Annotated in this window: 21 protein-coding genes; 5 read left to right on the top strand and 16 right to left on the bottom strand. The window is 43.8% G+C overall.

The genetic code is table 11. The features are described 5' to 3' along the window. Positions 1-23 precede the first annotated feature (23 nt). The 4 genes from deoB to ald all read right to left on the bottom strand — a co-directional run bounded on the left by deoB (position 24) and on the right by ald (position 3,717). Complete coding sequence (gene deoB, locus AC0YN6_RS12870) at positions 24-1,211, bottom strand: phosphopentomutase (RefSeq protein WP_475747237.1); 1,188 nt, start codon at positions 1,209-1,211, stop codon at positions 24-26. A 48-nt stretch (positions 1,212-1,259) separates the two neighbouring features. Beyond that, positions 1,260-2,150, bottom strand: a complete 891-nt coding sequence (gene xerD / locus AC0YN6_RS12865) for a site-specific tyrosine recombinase XerD (protein WP_475747236.1) — start codon at positions 2,148-2,150, stop codon at positions 1,260-1,262. Between the two features lie 113 nt (positions 2,151-2,263). Then, a complete protein-coding gene (locus tag AC0YN6_RS12860) occupies positions 2,264-2,497 on the bottom strand; it encodes a YqzK family protein (protein ID WP_475747235.1) in 234 nt (77 codons plus the stop codon). A 74-nt stretch (positions 2,498-2,571) separates the two neighbouring features. Then, the gene (gene ald, locus AC0YN6_RS12855; RefSeq protein ID WP_475747234.1) at positions 2,572-3,717 is read right to left on the bottom strand and encodes an alanine dehydrogenase; all 1,146 of its coding nucleotides are present in this window, start codon (positions 3,715-3,717) and stop codon (positions 2,572-2,574) included. Positions 3,718-4,182: 465 nt separating this feature from the next. Between ald and AC0YN6_RS12850 the strand changes: the two genes are divergently transcribed. Then, on the top strand, positions 4,183-5,127 hold the full coding sequence (locus AC0YN6_RS12850; protein ID WP_475747233.1) for a S8 family peptidase: 945 nt from the start codon (positions 4,183-4,185) through the stop codon (positions 5,125-5,127). 48 nt (positions 5,128-5,175) lie between these two features. Here AC0YN6_RS12850 and fur read toward each other — a convergent pair whose 3' ends face one another. The 3 genes from fur to AC0YN6_RS12835 all read right to left on the bottom strand — a co-directional run bounded on the left by fur (position 5,176) and on the right by AC0YN6_RS12835 (position 7,868). Continuing rightward, entirely contained in the window at positions 5,176-5,649 is a 474-nt protein-coding gene (gene fur, locus AC0YN6_RS12845) for a ferric iron uptake transcriptional regulator (protein ID WP_475747232.1), read from the bottom strand. A 92-nt stretch (positions 5,650-5,741) separates the two neighbouring features. Beyond that, complete coding sequence (gene spoIIM / locus AC0YN6_RS12840) at positions 5,742-6,362, bottom strand: stage II sporulation protein M (protein WP_475747231.1); 621 nt, start codon at positions 6,360-6,362, stop codon at positions 5,742-5,744. Between the two features lie 942 nt (positions 6,363-7,304). After that, positions 7,305-7,868, bottom strand: a complete 564-nt coding sequence (locus tag AC0YN6_RS12835) for an NUDIX hydrolase (protein WP_475747230.1) — start codon at positions 7,866-7,868, stop codon at positions 7,305-7,307. A gap of 97 nt (positions 7,869-7,965) precedes the next feature. Here AC0YN6_RS12835 and mciZ point away from each other — a divergent pair, with 97 nt between their 5' ends. Continuing rightward, positions 7,966-8,130 carry a Z-ring formation inhibitor MciZ gene (gene mciZ / locus AC0YN6_RS12830; RefSeq protein WP_475747229.1) on the top strand — a complete coding sequence of 55 codons (165 nt, stop codon included), beginning with the start codon at positions 7,966-7,968 and terminating at the stop codon, positions 8,128-8,130. A gap of 137 nt (positions 8,131-8,267) precedes the next feature. Here mciZ and AC0YN6_RS12825 read toward each other — a convergent pair whose 3' ends face one another. From AC0YN6_RS12825 to lpdA, 6 genes are all read right to left on the bottom strand, one after another. Next, the gene (locus AC0YN6_RS12825) at positions 8,268-9,401 is read right to left on the bottom strand and encodes a M20/M25/M40 family metallo-hydrolase (RefSeq protein WP_475747228.1); all 1,134 of its coding nucleotides are present in this window, start codon (positions 9,399-9,401) and stop codon (positions 8,268-8,270) included. Between the two features lie 179 nt (positions 9,402-9,580). Beyond that, positions 9,581-10,291: a lipoyl(octanoyl) transferase LipB gene (gene lipB, locus AC0YN6_RS12820; protein ID WP_475747227.1), complete on the bottom strand. Its 711-nt coding sequence runs from the start codon at positions 10,289-10,291 to the stop codon at positions 9,581-9,583. Between the two features lie 17 nt (positions 10,292-10,308). Next, positions 10,309-11,643, bottom strand: a complete 1,335-nt coding sequence (locus AC0YN6_RS12815) for a dihydrolipoamide acetyltransferase family protein (RefSeq protein WP_475747226.1) — start codon at positions 11,641-11,643, stop codon at positions 10,309-10,311. A gap of 120 nt (positions 11,644-11,763) precedes the next feature. After that, positions 11,764-12,747 carry an alpha-ketoacid dehydrogenase subunit beta gene (locus tag AC0YN6_RS12810; RefSeq protein ID WP_475747225.1) on the bottom strand — a complete coding sequence of 328 codons (984 nt, stop codon included), beginning with the start codon at positions 12,745-12,747 and terminating at the stop codon, positions 11,764-11,766. After that, a complete protein-coding gene (locus tag AC0YN6_RS12805) occupies positions 12,747-13,781 on the bottom strand; it encodes a thiamine pyrophosphate-dependent dehydrogenase E1 component subunit alpha (protein WP_475747224.1) in 1,035 nt (344 codons plus the stop codon). The genes AC0YN6_RS12810 and AC0YN6_RS12805 overlap by 1 nt, the downstream gene beginning before the upstream one ends. Before the next feature lie 98 nt (positions 13,782-13,879). Further along, positions 13,880-15,307 (bottom strand): dihydrolipoyl dehydrogenase, encoded by a 1,428-nt coding sequence (lpdA, locus tag AC0YN6_RS12800; protein WP_475747223.1) that lies wholly within the window; start codon positions 15,305-15,307, stop codon positions 13,880-13,882. Between the two features lie 217 nt (positions 15,308-15,524). Between lpdA and AC0YN6_RS12795 the strand changes: the two genes are divergently transcribed. Beyond that, positions 15,525-15,818, top strand: coding sequence for a DUF2627 domain-containing protein (locus AC0YN6_RS12795; protein ID WP_475747222.1), 294 nt, complete (start codon positions 15,525-15,527; stop codon positions 15,816-15,818). Between the two features lie 86 nt (positions 15,819-15,904). Here AC0YN6_RS12795 and coaD read toward each other — a convergent pair whose 3' ends face one another. Next, positions 15,905-16,381, bottom strand: coding sequence for a pantetheine-phosphate adenylyltransferase (gene coaD / locus AC0YN6_RS12790; RefSeq protein ID WP_475747221.1), 477 nt, complete (start codon positions 16,379-16,381; stop codon positions 15,905-15,907). 138 nt (positions 16,382-16,519) lie between these two features. Here coaD and AC0YN6_RS12785 point away from each other — a divergent pair, with 138 nt between their 5' ends. Together AC0YN6_RS12785 and AC0YN6_RS12780 are read left to right on the top strand one after the other, a co-directional pair. Beyond that, complete coding sequence (locus tag AC0YN6_RS12785; protein ID WP_475747220.1) at positions 16,520-16,687, top strand: mechanosensitive ion channel protein MscL; 168 nt, start codon at positions 16,520-16,522, stop codon at positions 16,685-16,687. Positions 16,688-16,863: 176 nt separating this feature from the next. Continuing rightward, positions 16,864-18,084 (top strand): GNAT family N-acetyltransferase, encoded by a 1,221-nt coding sequence (locus AC0YN6_RS12780; RefSeq protein ID WP_475747219.1) that lies wholly within the window; start codon positions 16,864-16,866, stop codon positions 18,082-18,084. A gap of 701 nt (positions 18,085-18,785) precedes the next feature. On the opposite strand, the gene spo0A is transcribed toward AC0YN6_RS12780, so the two are convergent. Both spo0A and spoIVB read right to left on the bottom strand, forming a co-directional pair. Continuing rightward, a complete protein-coding gene (spo0A, locus tag AC0YN6_RS12775; protein WP_054024301.1) occupies positions 18,786-19,598 on the bottom strand; it encodes a sporulation transcription factor Spo0A in 813 nt (270 codons plus the stop codon). Between the two features lie 296 nt (positions 19,599-19,894). Continuing rightward, entirely contained in the window at positions 19,895-21,223 is a 1,329-nt protein-coding gene (spoIVB, locus tag AC0YN6_RS12770) for a SpoIVB peptidase (protein WP_475747218.1), read from the bottom strand. Positions 21,224-21,235: the final 12 nt, after the last annotated feature.

Genomic DNA, 21,235 nt, shown 5'->3' with positions numbered 1-21,235 from the left:
CACATTTAAAGCAATGATGGATTTTACCCCTTTGTGACAAGCTCTGACAGGAAGCTGGTTCCGTTTGGAGGGGCCTCCACTTCAAAGTTATGGGCAATCGTTGCCCCGAGATCCGAGAAGGTTGAACGCGTTTGTATTAGACCTGGCTCTTTAAAGGCTGGACTCACGATGAATAGCGGTACGTATTCACGGGTATGGTCCGTCCCTGGATGTACTGGATCATTGCCATGATCGGCAGTCACGATAAGCAGATCTCGCTCTCCTAGCTCCTGCTCCAGTAAAGGAACAGCACGATCGAATTCCTCCAAAGCGGCTGCATAGCCCATGGGGTCACGACGGTGACCGTATAGTGAATCGAAATCAACAAGGTTCGTAAACAACAGTCCTTTAAAAGGCTGCTTCAACTGCTCAATCGTTTTTTCGATGCCGTCTGCATTGCTTTTTGTAGGCGTAGAGGCTGTAATGCCTTCCCCATCAAAAATATCATTGATTTTCCCGATTGCAATCGAATCAAAGCCTGCGTCTTTCAAAGCATTTAATACGGTGGGCTGAGGAGGCTTAACCGCATAATCATGACGATTTGGCGTTCGTTTGAAAGCTCCCGGCTCACCTAAATAAGGCCTCGCTATGACACGTCCAACTGTAAAGCGCTCGTCCATTGTTAGCTCCCTGGCTATTTCACAAGCTCGGTACAGCTCCTCTAACGGTATGACATCCTCATGAGCGGCAATTTGGAATACACTATCCGCTGATGTATAAACAATCCATGCACCGCTTTCCATTTGCTCGGCGCCAAGCTCATCTAGAATGTCGGTGCCGCTCGCCGATTTGTTGCCGATGACTTTGCGACCCGTTCGCTCTTCGAATGGACCAAGGAGCTCCGGCGGAAAGCCCTCTGGAAATGTTTGAAAAGGTACTTTCATTTCAATACCCATTAATTCCCAATGACCAGTCATCGTATCTTTCCCTACCGACACTTCGGCCATTTTACCATAATAAGCTGCTGGCGCTTCTGATGCTGGTTTCCAATCATGAATCGCTGCTATACGATCAAGGCCCCATCTTCTTAAATTCGGGAGCTTGGTAAGAGGCGCTCTCTCAACGATGTGGCCAAGTGTGTGTGAGCCCGCATCACCAAAATCCTCCGCATCAGGAAGCTCGCCTATTCCCACGCTGTCCAATACGATAACTGTTATGCGATCAAATCTCATATGTATGACTTCCTCCTCTGTAATTGGGATTTATCGACAACGATCTTGTTAAGCACGCGGATGAGCTTGTGTGTAGACATCCTTCATACGTGTTTTGGAAACTTGTGTGTACTTGAGCGTAGTTGAAATATCCGCATGCCCCAGCAACTCCTGAACAGACCTGATATCGGCGCCGTTATCCAATAAATGAGCTGCTACCGAATGTCTTAGCGTATGAGGCGTAATCTCCTCTTCAATTCCCGCTTCCTTCGCGTACTTCTTTATCGTCTTCCAAAAACCTTGTCTTGTCAAACGAGTGCCCAAATGATTGAGAAACAGTGCGGATTCCGATTCTCTCTCCGTCAACAATTCCTCTCGTCCCGCTTGCAAGTAGTCAGATATAGCTTCTGAGGCTAACCTCCCGAAAGGAACGAGTCTTTCCTTCTTGCCTGTGCCGATGCATTGGATGAACTCAAGCTTCATATTGACATGCTCGATATTAAGCGACACTAGCTCCGATACTCGAATACCTGTAGCATAAATAAGCTCCAGCATCGCTTTATCACGTTTACCGGCAGCACTGGAGTTGTTAGGCGTCTCAAGCAGCGTATTCGTAACAGCGACACTTAATATACCTGGCGGCTTTTTCTCCTGCTTGGGCGCCTCCATATATAGGGATGGATTATTATTAATAAAGCCTTCCTCAACTAAATAATGAAAAAAAGCGCGAATAGACACAATGTGTCTAGATAACGTCGCAGCCTTTCTGCCTTGTTCCTTCAAATGCAGCATATACATGGATATATGATGTCTTTGCACAGCAATCAGCTCGCCCAATCCCAGCTGATCCGCGTAGTTAATAAATTGATTCAAATCCCTCTCATAGGATGAAAGGGTATTTGATGATAACCCGCGTTCTACTCGCAAATATTGTATAAAACGATTTAAATGAGCCTTCATAGGACTTCCTTTCACATAAGACACCCTTCTAGTAAGCTTTTCTACAAAAACATTCAACATTCGACTCTATTAATCCTGCTTGAAAAGTTTTTCTGCGCAACCTGAGCAATCATTTACTCTCCGTACCAATAAAACCATCGCAGCCGATCAGCAGCATCTTTGCTATCAGGCGAATAAGGGTCAGTCACAAAAACCTTCATAGCATGCCCTTTAGGCTCCCGATAGGGATGTATGGGAGAAATAGCATCAGCAAGCCAGCGATAACCGCCAGTAACAATCAATAACAGTATCGTGAAAATAACAACAAAAATAATACGGCTCGTCCATCTCCGAATCGAGAATACCATCTAAACCAGCCTCCTTCATATGCCGATACGTTTGTCCATTCGTATCACCATATGAGGAGGAAGGTTCTAATATGTCATTCATCCAACAATTGCTCGTAAGATACACTGTTTAAACATTTTTCTAAAGGTACATAGGGCAGATTGGTGGCTGTCGCTACCGGTTCATAGGTTACATTGCCAGCGTGTGTATTCACACCTTTTTGCAATGGCAAGCTCTTGCGAATAGCCTCCATTCCATTATTCGCTATATCTAATGCATAGGAGATCGTTACATTGGTTAGTGCAAAGGTTGATGTCCGAGGCACTGCACCTGGAATATTGGCAACGGCATAATGGACGACGCCATGTTTGAGATAAATCGGATCTTTATGCGTAGTAGGCCGGTCTACCGTAGCAATAGACCCTCCTTGATCCACTGCTACATCCACGATTACAGCACCTTTCTTCATATTTTGTACCATTTGCTCTGTCACTAAGTGTGGCGCTCTCGCACCCGGAATCAAGACTGCGCCAATAAGCAAATCTGCTTTCGCTACGGCTTCTGCAATATGGTAAGGACTTGACATTAATGTGTGAACTCTCCCGCCAAAAATATCATCCAAATATCTCATGCGATCTGCGCTTCTCTCTAGAATGACGACATTAGCACCCATGCCTAGGGCAATTTTAGCTGCATTTGTACCTACAATTCCGCCGCCAATAATTACGACCTCCGCGGGCGGGACTCCCGGAACACCTCCGAGCAGCACCCCTCTTCCACCGTTAAATGCTTCTAAAAACTGCGCACCCACTTGCACAGACATTCTTCCAGCCACCTCACTCATCGGAGTAAGCAGCGGCAGACTGCCGTTAGCCATTTGAATCGTCTCATAAGCAATACCAGTGACACCTTTTTCCACGAGGGCTTTAGTCAAGTCAGGTGCTGCCGCCAAGTGCAAGTACGTAAACAATAATAAGCCTTCACGAAAGTAACCAAACTCCTCAGCAAGGGGCTCTTTCACCTTCATAATCATTTCCGCTCGCGACCATACCTCAGCGGCGGATGCAACTAGTTCTGCTCCTTCACGCTCATAATCGCTATCTTCAAAACCGCTGCCACCGCCTGCTCCTATTTCAACAAGCACTTTATGACCCGCTGCAGATAACATAGTAACACCAGCTGGGGTTAAGGCGACACGATACTCGCTTTGCTTAATTTCTTTTGGAACGCCTACAATCATGCTCATTTCCTCCTCCGAAGCTATTTTTAAAATCATGAAGCAAAAAAACTTCTTTCTATGTTGTATGAGAGTTTTAGTTAGAATGATCGTCCTTTTCGTGACGTTCACTGCGAAATTTATTCAGCGTATCGCTGTTATTTCTATACTTTGTTAAATTTCAAAAAATATGTGTGGATGTGACAAGTACCCAAACCGAATCCCGCCTAATCCCATATACTGAAACTGGAATTTCTTGATTAGGGGGTACTAAGTACATTGTCCAAACTTAAAGGAATATTTAAAAACTGTATTTCCTGCAAACCATCGATACACACCCACCGCAAACTCATTACACTCCAGTCAACGAAATCCTACAAGCGATGCCTTAGGCAGCTTAAACAGTTAGGAATTACACCTTTCAAAAAAGTTTTGAAGAGTCGAGTTATTGGATGCCATTTCCATATAAATTCTCCAATGCAGTCGTTAGTGAAACATCCGCATGTTAAGCTTGTTGAAAGAGACTTCAAAATCCGCGCTCACGGTCTTCAAATCAATAAACCGAGGATGCGCGGCTATACCATGCCTCTCCTCACTCCTGCTACATTACCAGCACTAATGCCTTGGAATATTAATCGAATAAAAGCACCGGCAGCATGGGCTGTGACAAAAGGAAAATCTATTAATGTCGCTATCCTCGACACTGGAATCGCTAGTCACCCCGATTTGAACATAGCTGGAGGAATCAATACAATCAATGGAGGCTCTTATGCTGACGATAATGGACACGGTACTCATGTAGCAGGAATTGTAGCTGCGGCAGGAAAAACCGGAAAGTTAGTAGGGACAGCTCCTGAAGTAAACCTTTATGCGGTTAAATCGCTTAATGAGAACGGCGAAGGTTTTGTTTCGGATATTATTGAAGGTATCAATTGGTGCATTAATAACCGAATGCATGTCATCAACATGAGCTTTGGTATCATAGGCTCCGAGAGCAGCGGTACTTTGCATAACGCGATAAAACGTGCGGCAAAGCAGGGCATTGTAATTGTCGCCTCGGCTGGCAATAATGGCAATGCGAGCGGAAAAATTGACGAGCCTGCTTCTTTTAAAGAAACAATTGCTGTTGCCGCTTCAACACAAGCGAATATGATCGCAAATTTTAGCAGTAAAGGTAACGGCATTGCTATTTCTGCACCTGGCGATAATATAGTATCCACGTGGCTTGGCAGCAAATATGAGAAACTCTCTGGCACGAGTATGGCTTCTCCACATGTCGCAGGCGGAGCTGCTTTACTTCTAGCTGGCAAGCCTGGGCTTAGTACTCTCTCAGTAAAAACAAAGCTCCAGAAGCATGCTCTCAAACTGAACAATTATAGTTCGCTCGCACAAGGGGCAGGGTTAATGCAGCTTGATCGAATTTTCAATGCCTAAAAATGCCAAAACGGCTTGCCGTCCAGTTATTCTGGGCAGCGAAGCCGTTTAAGATTGATTTTCATTTAGGTTTGCGTTGTCGTTCTTTTCTTTGCATCGATGACAGATCCCTTGAAAATCAAGACGATGATCGATGACAAAAAATCCATACTCCTGCTCCAGCCGTTCTTCTAATGGCAAAAGCCAGTCTTCCTTGATCTCATCCATGGTTCCACATTGTACACATATGAGGTGATGGTGATGATGCTTGTTGCTATCCGTACGAAGATCGTAGCGTGCTACACCATCGCCGAAATTTAATTTTTCGACAACATGCATTTCACTTAGCAATTCCAATGTCCGATAAACCGTTGCAAGTCCGATTTCTGGAGCTTTATCCTTAACTAACATAAATACATCTTCTGCGCTAAGATGGTCATCTTCATTTTCAAGCAAAACTCGTACTGTTGCTTCGCGCTGCGGAGTTAATTTGTAGCCCTGCGACTGCAACTGTTGTTTAATCTTATCAATCCGGGCTTCCATGATTTCCCCCCTACCACATGACTGCGCCTTTTTCAGGAAAGGTTTCCTCTCATTATAGGGGCTAACATGCAGTAAAGTCAAACATTTTGGTGTCATATTGTGGCGTTAACAGACGCAATTAGTGGTGAAACCCAACTTATCATAACCGGTGAAATATAAGCCTCGAACAACGCAGCCCCTGCAAAAAGAATCAGCATCAGCACCGCTGTTGACGTAAATGAGCCTAGCTCAGGCGCAAGCTCACCCTTTTGCCGTAGAAGCCTGTTTTTGATGACGAACAAGGAGAAGGAAATCGCAGCAGCACTCATAATAATCATCGCCGGAATCACAATAATATTTTGCGGGGCAACTGACACAAGCGAGAACAGCACACCCTTCCAAGCATATTGATTGATGAGTGTCCCAACCGAAAAACCAACTAAGGCCCCTTTTAAGAAATTAAGCGCGAGTACCCCCGGTATACCAATTACGGTGATACCAAGCAGCCACAATAAGAGCAGCCACTTGCTGTGGAAAAAAAATCGATCCCAAAAAGAATCTGCTGCTCCTGAGCCGAGCCCTTCATTTATCAATTTTACATATTGATCTACATCTTGAGCCAGCTCCTGCTGCTGCTCTAGCGTAAGTGCATTTACCATTAGTGCGCCGAAAATAACACCAACAATAAATAATACGGATACAAATACGTATAACGATAATTGATTTTTTGCCATGGTCACCGGACCTTTCGCAGCTGTTGACCCAGCCCTAGTTTAGGGTTTCTACCAAACCTACATAGGCTTCTACCTTACCTTCAAAGGCTTCTATCCAAACCTTTAAGGCTTCTTGCTCTGTTGCTGCTTCTCAGATATTTTTTTATCCCAACCCTTAAGGCGCTTCGAACCCACCCAAACCCTCCCTTCCAAGGGAGGGCCCCAAGGGTTGCACCCTCTGGACTCCCACAATTGGACTAACCTTGAAGTTTGCCCGACGCCCGAGAGTTTCAGATGAGCATCGAACGCTTTCGTCCCTGCGGGACACGCTGGAAGTTTGTGCTTCAATGACAAGTCTATAGCTAGTGTCAATGGCTAGTTATTTAATGGATAACAACTGGACTAAATGGCACGTTATTGATCAGCTAGTGTTCGGGAATAGGTGGTAATTGGTCAGCTACTTAACAACAAGATAGGCACAGGTGTGTGACTATGCGGATTAGATAGGACTTTGTCATTAAAGAAAAACAATTAAGTAATAGATTTTCATTAAAGTTAAATATTTGAGTACACTTTATTAAACTCACGATGATTCGTGCCTCACTGTCAACTTCATCTGAACGGACTGAGGATACGATATTTATCCTTTTTAAGGCAGAATTCGCTTTTGGCGGACACAGAGGCTCTTATTTGCTCCATTTGATGCCTTTTGTTAACTAAATGAGACGAAACGGATTCTGTGTCCGCAAGAACTGCAAAACATAGAGGATCACAACAAATAAGCGTTGTGGTGTCCGCTGAAACGAGCAGCGAGACAACAATTTCAAGCCGCAAGAGAGATTTATTTGAGCATGCACTCTCACATGGACGAATAGCCAAACAGATTAGGGGTTGTCTTACTATTGTATTGTATGAGGACTTGCAGTGGGGTATGACGGGTATATTGAGGGAAGACAGGGTCGGTTAGAACCGACCTGTCAGGATGTATAGTTTCCAAGCGTAGACTGCTAGAATTGTTTTGGCGTCGCTGATACGCCCTTCTTGAATATATGCCTCAGCTTGCTCGAGAGTGATTGCTTCAACCTTCAGGTCTTCATCCTCGTCAGGGTTTATGACCCCTTGCTCTACCTTATCTGTGAAATAGACATAGAGTTTCTCATCGGCAAAACCCGGGGAAGTATAGAAAGCACTGAGCAGCTTCAAGTCATTTGAGCGGTAACCTGTCTCTTCCTCTAGTTCGCGCGCTGCAGCTGTCATCGGATCTTCACCTGGATCAAGCTTGCCTGCTGGAATTTCGATTTGGAATTTTTCCAAAGGCTTACGGAATTGCTCGACAACAAGCAGCTTGCCATCCAATAATGCCATAACCGCCGCTGCTCCCGGGTGTTTAACAATTTCACGTGTCGCCGTTCTGCCATCTGCCAGTGTGACCGTGTCTACCTGCAGGGTAATCATTTTACCTTCAAAGATAGGTTCTGTTTTAATTGTTTCCTCGCGCCATAGCTCCGATTGTAGCTGCTCTTCCACTCGAAATCTCCCCTTTTTAATTGTATTGGCTTATTTCGCATAACTTGTCCAGCCTCTGCATAACTATCATTATATCAAATGGACAGGGGCGAATAATATGAAACAATATGTTGCAATTAATCATTTGCGTTTAGTAGGCAAGGGCTGGGAGATACGGCATCAGCTTCGAAAGCTGTCTGCTTCATCCCTATCGAGAACCCCCATGTCCGAATATACGAACATTATTAGCGTGCGCCGCATTGCTCTGGAAAAAACAAATTAATTGTGTCTCGTAAGCAAACAAAAAGCAGACAAAAACCCTCCATCCGCGTCCAGTTTAATTTGGGCAGTAGGATTGAAGGGCTTTCTGTCATGTTGTGGCTAGCTTAGCTGTCGAGCGTTATAGCAAGATTTGATGTGCTATTCTGACACAGCTGCTTGCTTAATAATTTCTACTACGAGCTCAGTCGTTTTGACCAAATCTTCAACCTTGATCTGCTCTTTTGTCGTATGAATATGCTCATAACCAACAGCAAGATTGACAGTAGGAATTCCTAATCCGTTAAAAATATTAGCATCGCTTCCTCCGCCGGAATGAAACGTCCGCGGTGTACGGCCAATCGCAAGGATTGCTTTTTTGGCAAGCTGTACCACTGGATCTGCATCGTCATATTGATAGGCAGGATAAATAATTTCACTCACCAGCTCTCCACGTGCTCCAAATTCTACAGCAGCACTCTCCACCGCTTTACGCATCGCAGCAATTTGATTGTCCAGCTTATGCTGTACAATACTTCTCGCCTCAGCATATAGCGTAACAAAATCACACACAATATTTGTAGCGCCACCGCCCTCGAATCGACCGATATTCGCAGTTGTTTCTTCATCAATGCGTCCTAGCGGCATTCTCCCGATTGCTTTTGCCGCAACTTGTATAGCACTTATGCCATCCTCAGGATTAACGCCAGCATGCGCTGAACGGCCATACATTTTGATTGTAACCTTTGCCTGCGTCGGTGCTGCCACAGCTATATCTCCAACAGCACCATTAGAATCAAGCGCGTAGCCAAACTTAGCCTCCAGCTTGGATGCATCTAATGCGCGTGCACCAAGAAGTCCCGATTCTTCTCCGACCGTAATGACAAATTGTATACGACCGTGTGGAATGGATTGCTCCTTCACGACACGAATGGCTTCGAATATTGCAGAAATACCTGCTTTATCATCAGCCCCGAGAATCGTTGTTCCATCACTTCTTATGTAGCCATCCTCATCCAGCTGCGGTTTGATGCCGACACCAGGCGTAACTGTATCCATATGGCATGTAAAAAAAATCGTTGGTGCCGATGCAGCTGCTCCCTCCGCTTCCCATATTACGAAGAGATTGCCTGCACCATGACCTGTTTTGGCTGCTGCGTCATCTTCGCTAATTTGCAAGCCAAGTGCTTCAAACTTTTGCTTTAGTACACGGCTGATTTCCTGCTCGTGTTTAGTTTCGCTATCAACCTTGACCAATTCCATAAATTCGTTCACTAAACGATCTTTTGCAATCATAACGTTTCCTCCGCCCATTACTTTCGTATACAATAGAGTAAATGACAAGCTCATAGCATGCTATGACGTTCCAAATCAAGAAAGGGGTTTTCCATATGCGCAGACAGCGATTGATTCGTATAGTTGCCATTGTAGTCGTATCCGCATTAGTTTTATCTTCTTTATTTGCTGGTCTTGGATCATTGTTCCTTTACTAGATCCATCTCACATTTGAATTCTTTCAAAAAATGAGGGAGCAATTGGTTCGCCGCTTCCTCAACTGATAACTCAAGTCCCGTTAGATCATTGAAGGACGTAACACCAAATTGTTCGATTCCGCAAGGAATGATTCCACTGAACCCTTCCTCGGCAATGCCTGATTTAATATTGAGTGCAAATCCATGACTCGTAATAAAGCCCCGCTGCTTGCGGGCTTTATTAAATTTCACGCCTATGGCAGCTATCTTCAGATTACCGACCCACACACCTGTATATTCCGGCTTTCTGCCCGCTTCTATACCATACTCGCTTAGCCAATTAATAATGACTTGCTCCAAGCTGCGCAAATAACCATGTAAATTAAGACCCTCTGCATCCAAATAAAGAATCGGATAACCAACCAGCTGACCAGGACCATGATAAGTGATATCCCCGCCACGATCTATTTGGTACAAAGTAATACCTCGTTCCTTGAGCTGCCCTTCATCAAGCAGAAGATGCTCTGGATGTTTGTCAGATCCCATCGTATACGTAGGCGGATGCTGAAGAAGGAGCAGCGTTTGCTTACGCTCCTCCTGGTCTATTTGCTTTACATAAGTTTTTTGCAGCTCCCACGCTTCCGCGTAATCAAGCATACCGATATAATGGGCATCCAGCCGTCTCAAGCCTCGTGCGTTATCCGCTTCAGACATGATCGTGCTCCCCTTTTCTAATACAATTTGCTTTCTAGATTAAAGCTCTCCAAGTTGTCCTTCACTCGTTGTAAGAAACGACCACAGATGACGCCGTCCAAAATCCGGTGATCCAAAGACAAGCAAAGATTAGCCATTGAACGAACAGCAATCATGTCGTTAATGACGACAGGACGCTTCACGATCGATTCAAATGTTAGAATCGCTGCTTGCGGATAATTAATAATCGGATAAGATAAAATAGATCCAAAAGAACCTGTATTATTAACGGTGAATGTACCACCCTGCATATCCGAAAGTGTCAGTTTTCCTTCTCTCGTTTTGCGGGCAAGCTCTTCAATTTCTTTGGCAAGGCCGGCTACATTTTTGTGATCAGCATTTTTGATAACAGGGGTAAGTACAGAATCCTCTGTACCAACCGCTAGCGCAATATTGATATCACGTTTCACAATGATTTTATCTACAGCCCACATGGAGTTCATGATAGGCACATCTTTGATCGCGTTAACGACAGCTTTGAGCAAGAAAGCTAAATACGTCAAATTAATGCCTTCACGCTTCATGAAGTCTTCCTTAAGCTTATTTCGAAGAAGTACGAGATTCGTTACATCGACTTCAATCATAGTCCAAGCATGTGGAATTTCACTTACGCTCTGCCTCATATTTCTAGCAATCGTATTACGAATAGGCGTTACATCAATGAAATTGTCACCACGACCAAATCCCGCAGCGCCTTCCACTTCAATTTTCGGGAACCTTGGCGTTTCCGTCAAATGCAGACCCGAAGAACGAACCTGTGCTGCTGCATCAACCGTCCTAGGTGCTGGCGCCGCAGTGCTGCTTCCTAAAACCTGATCGCCTTTACCCGTTGCGCCTTCCGCTATGTACGCAAGAACGTCCTTACGTGTAATACGACCGCCTAATCCGGTTCCTGGAACATCAGTTAATCGGATCCCATGTTCTGCTGCTAGTTGTTGGACAGCAGGTGAGAAACGATTGCGCATAGGAGTGTCTTGCAAATCAATTTCACCTACTTGTACACCTGAAGCTCCACCTGAAGCAACTGACTGGGATTCCGCTGCTCCCGCTCCGGTATCTTCAGTAGTACCTTCTGTTTCGATTATGCAGATCGCAGTGCCGACCGGAACGGTCTCACCCTTATCGACTAGGATGCTTACAAGCTTGCCAGCAACCGTAGAAGGCAGTTCAGCATTTACTTTATCTGTAATGATCTCACAGATTGGCTCGTAAATATCTATCCAGTCACCCGGCTGCTTCAGCCATTTATCTATTGTAGCCGACACCAGTGATTCTGCTAGTTGTGGCACGACGATTTCAGTCATAATTTTCATTATTCACATCTCCCTACTGGCCGAGGCGTAAACGGCTACCGCCGTCCTCTGGCGGCGCAGCATACGTTTCGCGTTGACATTTAAGCTTAGTTCTTAAGCTATGCCTGCAATTCTTGTATCCTAATAAAGAGCTAGCTGTCGCATAGCTTCTTTTACTTTTTCTTTATTGAGCATAAAAAACTTCTCGCCTGGGGGATTAATCGGCATCGCTGGCACGTCAGGTCCGCATAGTCTCATAATCGGAGCATCAAGCTCATAAAGCAGCTCTTCTGCAATGATCGCTGACACTTCTGCACCCACGCCGCCTGTCTTATTATCCTCATGGATAATGAGCACCTTGCCTGTTTTCCTTACCGCTTCCAGAATTCCTGCTTTATCAAGCGGTTGAAGCGTCCGCAAATCGAGAATATGAGCGCTAATGCCCTCTGATGCAAGCTCCGCAGCTGCCTGCTCTACAAAATGTAGAGGGAGACTATAACCGATTACCGTAATGTCATCGCCTTCGCGAAGCACATTCGCTTTGCCGATTGGAACAATGTAATCATCATCTGGAACCTCACCCGTAATGAGCTTATAGCATTTTTTGTTTTCAAAATAAAGCACCGGGTCCGGATCACGAACAGCCGCTTTAAGCAACCCCTTCGCATCGTATGCGCGGTATGGCGCAACAATTTTTAGACCCGGCGTACCGAAAAATACCGATTCCGTACATTGTGAATGATACAATCCACCGAAAACTCCGCCGCCGATTGGCGCGCGAATTACGAGCGGGCAAGTCCAATCATTGTTCGAGCGGTAACGTATTTTGGCGGCTTCACTTATAATCTGATTCGTAGCTGGAAACATGAAATCTGAATACTGCATTTCCGCAATCGGCTTCATACCATACATCGCGGCGCCAATGGCTACCCCTGCAATAGCCGATTCTGCAAGCGGCGTATCAAGAACACGTTCCTCACCGAATTGTTCAATCAATCCTTTTGTCGTTGTGAAGACACCGCCTTTAAGACCAACATCCTCACCTAGAATGAATACATCCTCATCCCGTTCCATTTCTTCCTTCATTGCTTGGCGTATTGCATCAATATATTCAATGACTGCCATTATTCCATTCCTCCTTGCTCAGCATCATCCGCATATACATGCAGCAATGTAGATTCCGGCGTCGGGAACGGCGCTTTGTCGCCATATTCAGTAGCCTCGTCAAGCAGCTTGCGAATTTTGGCTTGAAGCTCGGTTTCAAGCTCCTCTGACCAAATATTGCAATCAATCAAATATTGCTTATATTTAGGAATTCCATCTTTCGCACGATTGAGATCAACCTCGTCCTTCGTGCGATATGCGAGATCATTATCTGATGTTGAATGTGGTGAAATACGGTACATTAACGCTTCAATCAGCGTTGGACCTTCGCCTGCAATTGCGCGCTCACGCGCTTCCTTCACAACTCGGAATACTTCTAGTGCATCATTGCCATCAACCTGAAGTCCAGGGAAGCCGTAACCAAGTGCACGATCAGCAACCGTACCTGCTAGCTGCTTGTGAATAGGAACAGAAATTGCATATTGATTGTTTTCACACATGAAAATAACAGGCAGCTTATGTACACCTGCAAAGTTGCAGCCTTCATGGAAATCGCCTTGGTTACTCGAACCTTCGCCGAAGGTTACGAAGCTAACAAGAGGTGTGTTTTTCATTTTTGCTGCTAGCGCGATGCCAACAGCATGTGGAACCTGAGTAGTAACTGGGCTGGAGCCCGTTACAATCCGCAGCTTCTTCGAGCCAAAATGGCCAGGCATCTGGCGTCCGCCGCTATTTGGATCTTCCGCTTTCGCGAAAACCGACAGCAACAGATCTCGCAATGTCATGCCAACAGATAGCACGAAGCCATAATCCCGATAATACGGTAAAAAATAATCAGTTTCACGATTAAGCGCATAAGCTGCGGCAACCTGTGCCACCTCTTGTCCTACACCGGATACGTGAAAATTAATTTTCCCTGCGCGCTGAAGCAATAGCATACGCTCATCAAATTTCCGTGCAGTCACCATCGTTGCATACATATCAATTGCTTGCTCATCGCTAAGCCCTAATTCCAAATGACGAACATTTTGCCCAGTGGAAGCAGATTGGGTCATAAGGTGTTCCTCCTTTTTTTCGCACTATTATAACCTGGTACTAAGACTTGATCATATTTATTATAACTCCATTTGATCCAAAAAGAAAACAGTCTTCATTAGAACGATATCGCTCTGCCATCTACCGCAAGCATCGCTTCACCTAACGCCTCAGAAAGCGTCGGATGAGGATGAATCATTTGGCCAACTTCCCAAGGTGTTGCATTCAGTATGCCCGCAAGTGCCGCTTCGGATATTAGCTCTGTTGCATGAGCGCCGATCATATGAACCCCAATAATGTCATTTGTCTTTCTGTCGGCTATTACTTTGACGAATCCATCCTTCTCACCAGATACTAGTGCTTTTCCGATCGCTTGAAATGGAATTTTTCCAGTCTTAATATCATGGCCTTTCGCACGAGCGCCATCCTCTGTCAATCCATAAGAAGCAATTTCTGGCCGTGAATAAATACATCTAGGAATCAGATGTGCTTCGATTGCAGCCTTCTTCTCACCGTTAATATGCTCCGCTGCCATTAATCCCTCATGTGCAGCTGCATGGGCGAGCTGAACGCCGCCGATAACATCACCGATCGCATAAATATGCGGTTCACCTGTTTGACCGAACGCATTTACTTCAATTACGCCATTCGTTGTACGAATATCGGTATTTTCCAGACCAATATTTTCGACGTTTGCCTGTCTGCCTACAGATACCAACAGCTTCTCAGCAGTCAACAATACATCACCATCTTGCGTAGCTGCCACTATAGAAACTTCGCCGTTTTCTCCTTTGTATTGGTCAGTTTGTAATTGAACGCCTGTTAGGATGCGTACACCGCGTCCACTTAGCACTCTTGTAAGCTCAGCAGACACCTCTGTGTCTTCACCAGGAAGCAAGCGTGAGCCCGCTTCGACCAAGATAACCTGAACGCCAAAATCATTCAGCAATGAAGCCCACTCTACGCCAATAACACCGCCACCGACAATAATGATAGACTTGGGTAATTTGTCCATAACAAGCGCTTCGTCGCTGGTCATAATATATTCGCAATCCGGCGTCAAACCAGGCAATAACCGAGGTCTAGAGCCCGTCGCTATAATTAGATTCGTCGATACAACCGATTCCATTTCTCCATCAAGAAGTTCTACTGCTAACGAGCCGCTCTTTGGCGAGAAGATCGAGGGACCTACTACTCTTCCTTTACCTTGAATAATCTGAATTCCATTCTTTTTCATTAAACTTTGAAGGCCGCGATGAAGCTGTTCTACCGTCTGCTCCTTACGTTCCTGTACTCTGTCATAGTCTAGCGAGATGGCTCCTTCTGCCACTTTAATGCCGTATGAGCTCGCTTCGAGCAATGTCGAATATACCTCTGCGCTGCGCAGCAGAGATTTACTCGGAATACATCCTTTATGTAAGCAAGTTCCGCCAAGCTTGTCCATTTCAATAATTGCTACCTTCTTGCCTAATTGTGCAGCACGAATCGCTGCTGTATAACCGCCAGGCCCGCCTCCGAGCACAGCTACGTCCACCTGTATAGCCATAAAATCATTCCTTTCATAATAACCATCAATATATACTGGTTTTGCCTATTTATATAAGTCTCAAGCATGCCCATTCGCATTGTAACATGCCATCTATCCCTATTGTACCTGTTTTTACCGATGATGACATCGTCGTTTTACGAAATAGACACTAAAGTTGTAAAAAGGTATGATAGAGCTAACTGTATATTTTGACCGATAAGGAGACGCTGTATTTATGAAATTAGTTGCTGCTCGACTCATTGCCATCCTCATGCTTGTTATTCCTGGCTTAATCGCCTGCTTCGGCTTTCTGAAGATGAAAGATTCACTCTTTGTCTATTTCTCCGAATTTGGAAATGATGCTATTACACCAGACTTTCATTGGCTGAATTTTTTACTTGGATTAATTATGTTTCTCGCAGGTGCAGGCTTTATCGCAGGCTGGACTTTTTTCCGAGACCGCAAGCGGAATTATGTGGCTCCAAGATTCAAGCCAAAGCGTCCTCGTCCGCCAAAACCACAAAGTTAATAATCAAAACCGCTAAAGATGGGATCGTGACGATCCTTACTTAGCGGTTTTTCTAATAAAAATAGACTTTATTCGTACAGCCACAGCTACTCAACATAATCAAGCATCTGTGTATACGCCTTCGGCACCATGTAGGAAGCTGCAAGCTCTGTTTTGTCAGACATGAGAAACATCCTAACGAGCGAGCTGCTCGTCTGCATGTAATGAGTATAGGGTGATAAATAAATCGTATCTGCCATCGTTGTGTTACGAATGTATTGCTCAAGCTGCAATTCATATTCTAGATCCGTTGCATTACGTATTCCCCGTATAACCACGTTGATGTCATGCTCGTTAATATAATCCGCAACAATACCTTCATAAGGAATGATTTGAATTTTCTCATCCTGTGGGACCGATAAACTAACAAGCTCTGTTCGCTGTTCAATCGTAAAATGATGCTTTTTGGAGCGATTGTTAGCGATAATAATATGAACTTCGCTAAATAAGTGGAAGGCTCTCTCAATAACGGATACATGTCCGAGCGTAATCGGGTCAAAGCTTCCTGCGTAGACGGCTCTCATCCTGTCATCTCTCCTCGTATATATTTTACATTGCGATGATGCTTTCCACATAAAATTACAATTGTCGGCAGTTCAATTTATTTTCTCCACATACAACTGCATTACTATGAAATTAACCAAAAGAAAAGAGGTGCAATCATGAAAATTGTATTCGATGTTACCGTAGATGGGAAAGTAAAAGAAACAATCCAGCCACAGTCGCAGCGGTTAAAAGAAATTCATAGCTTTATAAAAGCAGAATCGACTGGTTTAATCAAGAAATATGGCAGCAACGTTTATTTAAACCGCAGAGTTATTTACAATTGAGGCATCCATGAGGGCCTTTTTTTTTTGAGTAAACGTCCCTTCCACTTTAATCGTTTTTTATAACCTCTACACCATCAACACTCTTTACATACCAAGGTCAGTTTACGGTTATTTAGAACGTTTGTAGGACATCCTCAGCATATTAGATATGTTAATAAAAATGGAGGTCGTCACCTATGAGTCGACGAAAGATGCATGAAAGACTCAAATTAAAACAAATCGAAACCCAGCATGGCGAGCAATTCAACAATTTATTGCGCTATGTATTTCAAGTGACTAATCGTGATTTACAAACCTTTGGCTGGGAGAACAGAGAAATTGCAAAGTCGAAGCTGCCGGTGCTCCAGTATGCCGACGTTCAAGGATGGTTTGATGGGGACAAGCTTATTTCACAGCTCGCAGTCTACCCTTTCCAAGTGAACATCTACGGACATATTTACGAAATGGGCGGACTAACAGGTGTAGGCACCTATCCCGAGTATGCTAATTTAGGCTTAATGAACAAGCTTATGCTGCTTGCACTAAGTAAAATGCGGGAACGAAAGCAATCGATTTCTTACTTGTACCCCTATTCCATCCCCTATTACAGGCGCAAAGGCTGGGAGATCATTTCAGATAAAATCTCATTTGAAGTGCCGGACACTCAACTTCCGAAGCTGAAGAACGTGCCAGGAAACGTCGAACGAGTATCGATAGAACATCCAGATATCAAAACCATATATGAACAGTTCGCCTTGCTTCACCACGGCGCCATGCTGCGAAATGAGCTTGCTTGGGAAGAATATTTGCGTTGGGATTTAGATGACATGACCGTCGCTATTTATTATGACAACAACGATTTGCCTATGGGCTATTTGCTGTATTGGATAGCTGAGGAGATCTTTCATATGAAAGAAATGATTTACATTAATGAAGAAGCGCATACTGGATTATGGAACTTTGTCAGCGCTCATTTCTCAATGATTACGCTCGTTAAAGGGGATATCTACAAGGATGAGCCTCTTGCATTCATTTTAGACGATGGAGATATTAAGGAAACGATTGCACCTTACTATATGGCTCGAATTGTGGACATCGTTTTATTCATTGAGCAGTATCCGTTCCAAAGTTTGGAGAAGGACTCTCGGCTAGTTATTAATCTGCATGATCCTATGCTCGAATGGAATCAAGGAACCTTTACGCTAACCGTTGATACTAGCGGCAGAGGTCAAATATGTCAGGGAGGAATTGGCCCTTCCTTGGTTGTAGACATCCCCGTCTTAACGACGATGCTAATGGGATATAAGCGACCAACCTATCTGGCTCGAATCGGCCGCTTGCAGGCAGATGACGCTTCCATCCGAATACTTGAACAATTGATCAATCAGGAGCGTCCCTACTTTTCAGATTATTTCTGATTTTGGGATTGGTAATTGAAATTATAAACAAGGGGCCGTCCCAAAAGTCATCAAAGACAAAGATGACGATGGGATAGCCCCTTTCTATTCAGAACAAATTTGGTTCCCAAGTTCACTACGCAGTCGAATGATCTTCCGATCGCTGTTGTTCGCGGACCCTTTTGAGAGGGCTCCTTTTTACATGCAGTGAAATAAGGCCATTCAATATTATTTATCAAGAAAAATACTTATTATTGCTGCACCATGCTTTCAATTTTAACTTTACCGAACCTCTTGCAATTAATTATTCAGATCAATAATTATATTTAAACTATTTTATACCATCTATACCTTAATATTATTTTTATTTTAAATATATATCATTTATTTCAAAAATAGATTTTCAACCTATTGGTATCCTGCGTTGAAAATAAATCCTTCGAATCTCATCAGATAGACACGATCCAGTTCTTGTATAGCCTCTATTAAAAGGATCAATATTTCTAAGTTTAGTATGAGTAAAATTGTTTATCTGTCATAACAAAAACACCGTTATTTATTGGTTATAAACAACCAATAAATATGCGGTGTCTGTTGATTTATGATCTTGAAGTTTATTCGTTTTGAAACGCCCTATTCGGATATTTACCGCCATAATTGTTCTGGCTGTAAACGCATTCCAAAACCTCTTCACACTTACTGTTACGCTAATCGTCCCCCTCTCAGCTAACTTTATGCTCAATCCGCAGCTTATCAGCCACCATCGCGATGAACTCTGAGTTCGTCGGTTTAGATTTACTAATATTGATTGTATAGCCGAATAGGTGAGAGATGCTGTCGATGTTGCCCCGAGTCCAAGCCACTTCAATGGCATGGCGGATCGCGCGCTCAACGCGGGAAGGCGTTGTTTTGAACTTCTCAGCAATCGCAGGGTAAAGAGTTTTTGTAATCGCACCAAGAATTTCAATATTGTTATAAACCATCGTAATGGCTTCGCGCAAATATTGATAACCCTTAATATGTGCCGGCACTCCGATTTCATGAATGATGCTCGTAATGTTAGCATCCAGGTTTTTACCTTTAGGGATTGGTACGACATTTGATTTCATCGAAGAAGAACTAGTTGTGAAGCTGCCCGTAGACGAGTATGTTGGATTTCCAACAAGCTGGCGGATACGATTAGCTAAAATATCCATGTCAAACGGTTTCAGAATATAATAGGAAGCACCAAGTTGTACCGCTTTTTGGGTAATATTCTCTTGTCCGAAAGCAGTAAGCATAATGATCTTGGGCATAGGGGATAGATTAATTTCTTTCAATCGCTCTAGAACGCCTAACCCGTCCAAATGAGGCATAATAATATCAAGGATAAGTACATCTGGAACCTTTCTTGTTTCCTCCAAATGTCTTAAAACCTCTTCTCCATTATACGCGACTCCACTCACACTCATATCACTTTGTTCGGATATGTATTCCGATAACAAGTTAGTAAACTCTCGGTTGTCATCTGCTAATAATACTTCGATTTTATGCAAGTTGTGGTCCTCCCTTAAATGATATTCATGTTTTCGCTCGCTAGTTGTCTGATTAAAGTTTTCGACATGTGGAGTTCAATTCCTTCTGTCGAAAATTATTTTTCTTTATTTTTTTATGGAGTTTCGATATAATAAATAATTTGTTACACGTACCGATTATGTTCGTTCTTCTTCGACAAAAATCATTGCTCATTTATTTGATCACGCGTTTTTTAGATAGATGGCTCAAATAAAAAAATAACGACCACCTAAGCTTTGATTCAGCTTAGGCGATCGTTATTTCTAACGTATTAACCTTATGCAGCTTCACCCAAATGACTATTTGCCGACTTCAACAAAACACCTGCATCCTGCAGCATCCACTCAATAAAACAGCCATATCCTGATGAAGGATCATTGACGAATACATGAGTAACTGCACCAACTAGTTTGCCATCTTGTATAATCGGGCTTCCAGACATCCCCTGTACAATACCTCCGGTCTTACTTAACAAACGCTTGTCTGTAATCTTGATGACCATACCCTTTGTCGCTGGACCAGATTGCTTTGATACATGTACGATTTCAATATCAAAGCGCTCAACCTTCTGTCCATTCACAACAGTCAAAATTTGCGCTGGCCCTTCATTAACATCCTCGGCAAAAGCGACAGGAACAGATTTATCACTGTAGCTGTGAGTAGGAACTTCATTCATTTTGCCGAAAATGCCAAACGGAGTATTTCGCTCTACATTACCTAATATTTTGCTTTCTTTCACAAAATGCGCTCTTTTTTCTCCTGGCTCGCCATTTTGGCTTTTGTTAATGGACGTAACGCTGGACTGTAAAATCTGACCCTCGCCAACATCGATCGGTGTTTGTGTGTCCATGTCTGTAATTACATGCCCTAAAGCTCCATAAACGCCTTGATCGGGTGCGTAAAATGTTAATGTGCCTACTCCAGCTGCTGAGTCACGGATATACAAGCCTAACCGCCACGCTTTATCTTCCGCATCATATACAGGATTAAGCAATGTCTTATTTAATTGACCATCTCGCTTATACGTCACTTCAAGCGGCTTCTTGTCATTGCCCGCCTTCTCACTTAGCTCAGCAATCCTATTCACTTGATTGATGCTTGTACCATCAATCTTAACAATTAAATCGCCCAGCCGGAGTCCTGCGGCTTCACCAGGCGATTGCTTCAAGCCGTTGCTGCCAGCTACCTGATGATGACCTACAACTAAAATGCCTGAGGATTTAACTTTAACCCCAATCGTTTGGCCGCCTGGAATGACACGTAAATCAGGTACGACATTAACCTTAACAGTCTTGAATGGAATTTTACCAAATAATTTCACTTTCATCTTGGTTTGACCGCTTTGACTCGACTGCAGTGACAGTGGTTCATTCAAATTTACAGATAAAGAATGACTGGTTGATCCGTTAATCTGAAGCATTTGAGGGTCGACCGTTACTTCTGCATGAACGGGCACTCCATACTGTAAACGTTTCAGTTGCCCGGAGAATAAACGAAGTTCATTCGGGATTGCGGCAAAGTGTTGAAACGGGGTGGAGCTTCCGATCATGCAAATGAAGAAAACAAGAACCAGGCCAAACCATCGCTTCCTTTGATTGGAGTTCAATGATTTCACGCT

This window comes from Paenibacillus sp. J22P15, from assembly GCF_056269345.1.
The sequence above is the reverse complement of the archived record's forward strand: the minus strand, read 5'-3'. Positions and strand labels throughout refer to the sequence as shown.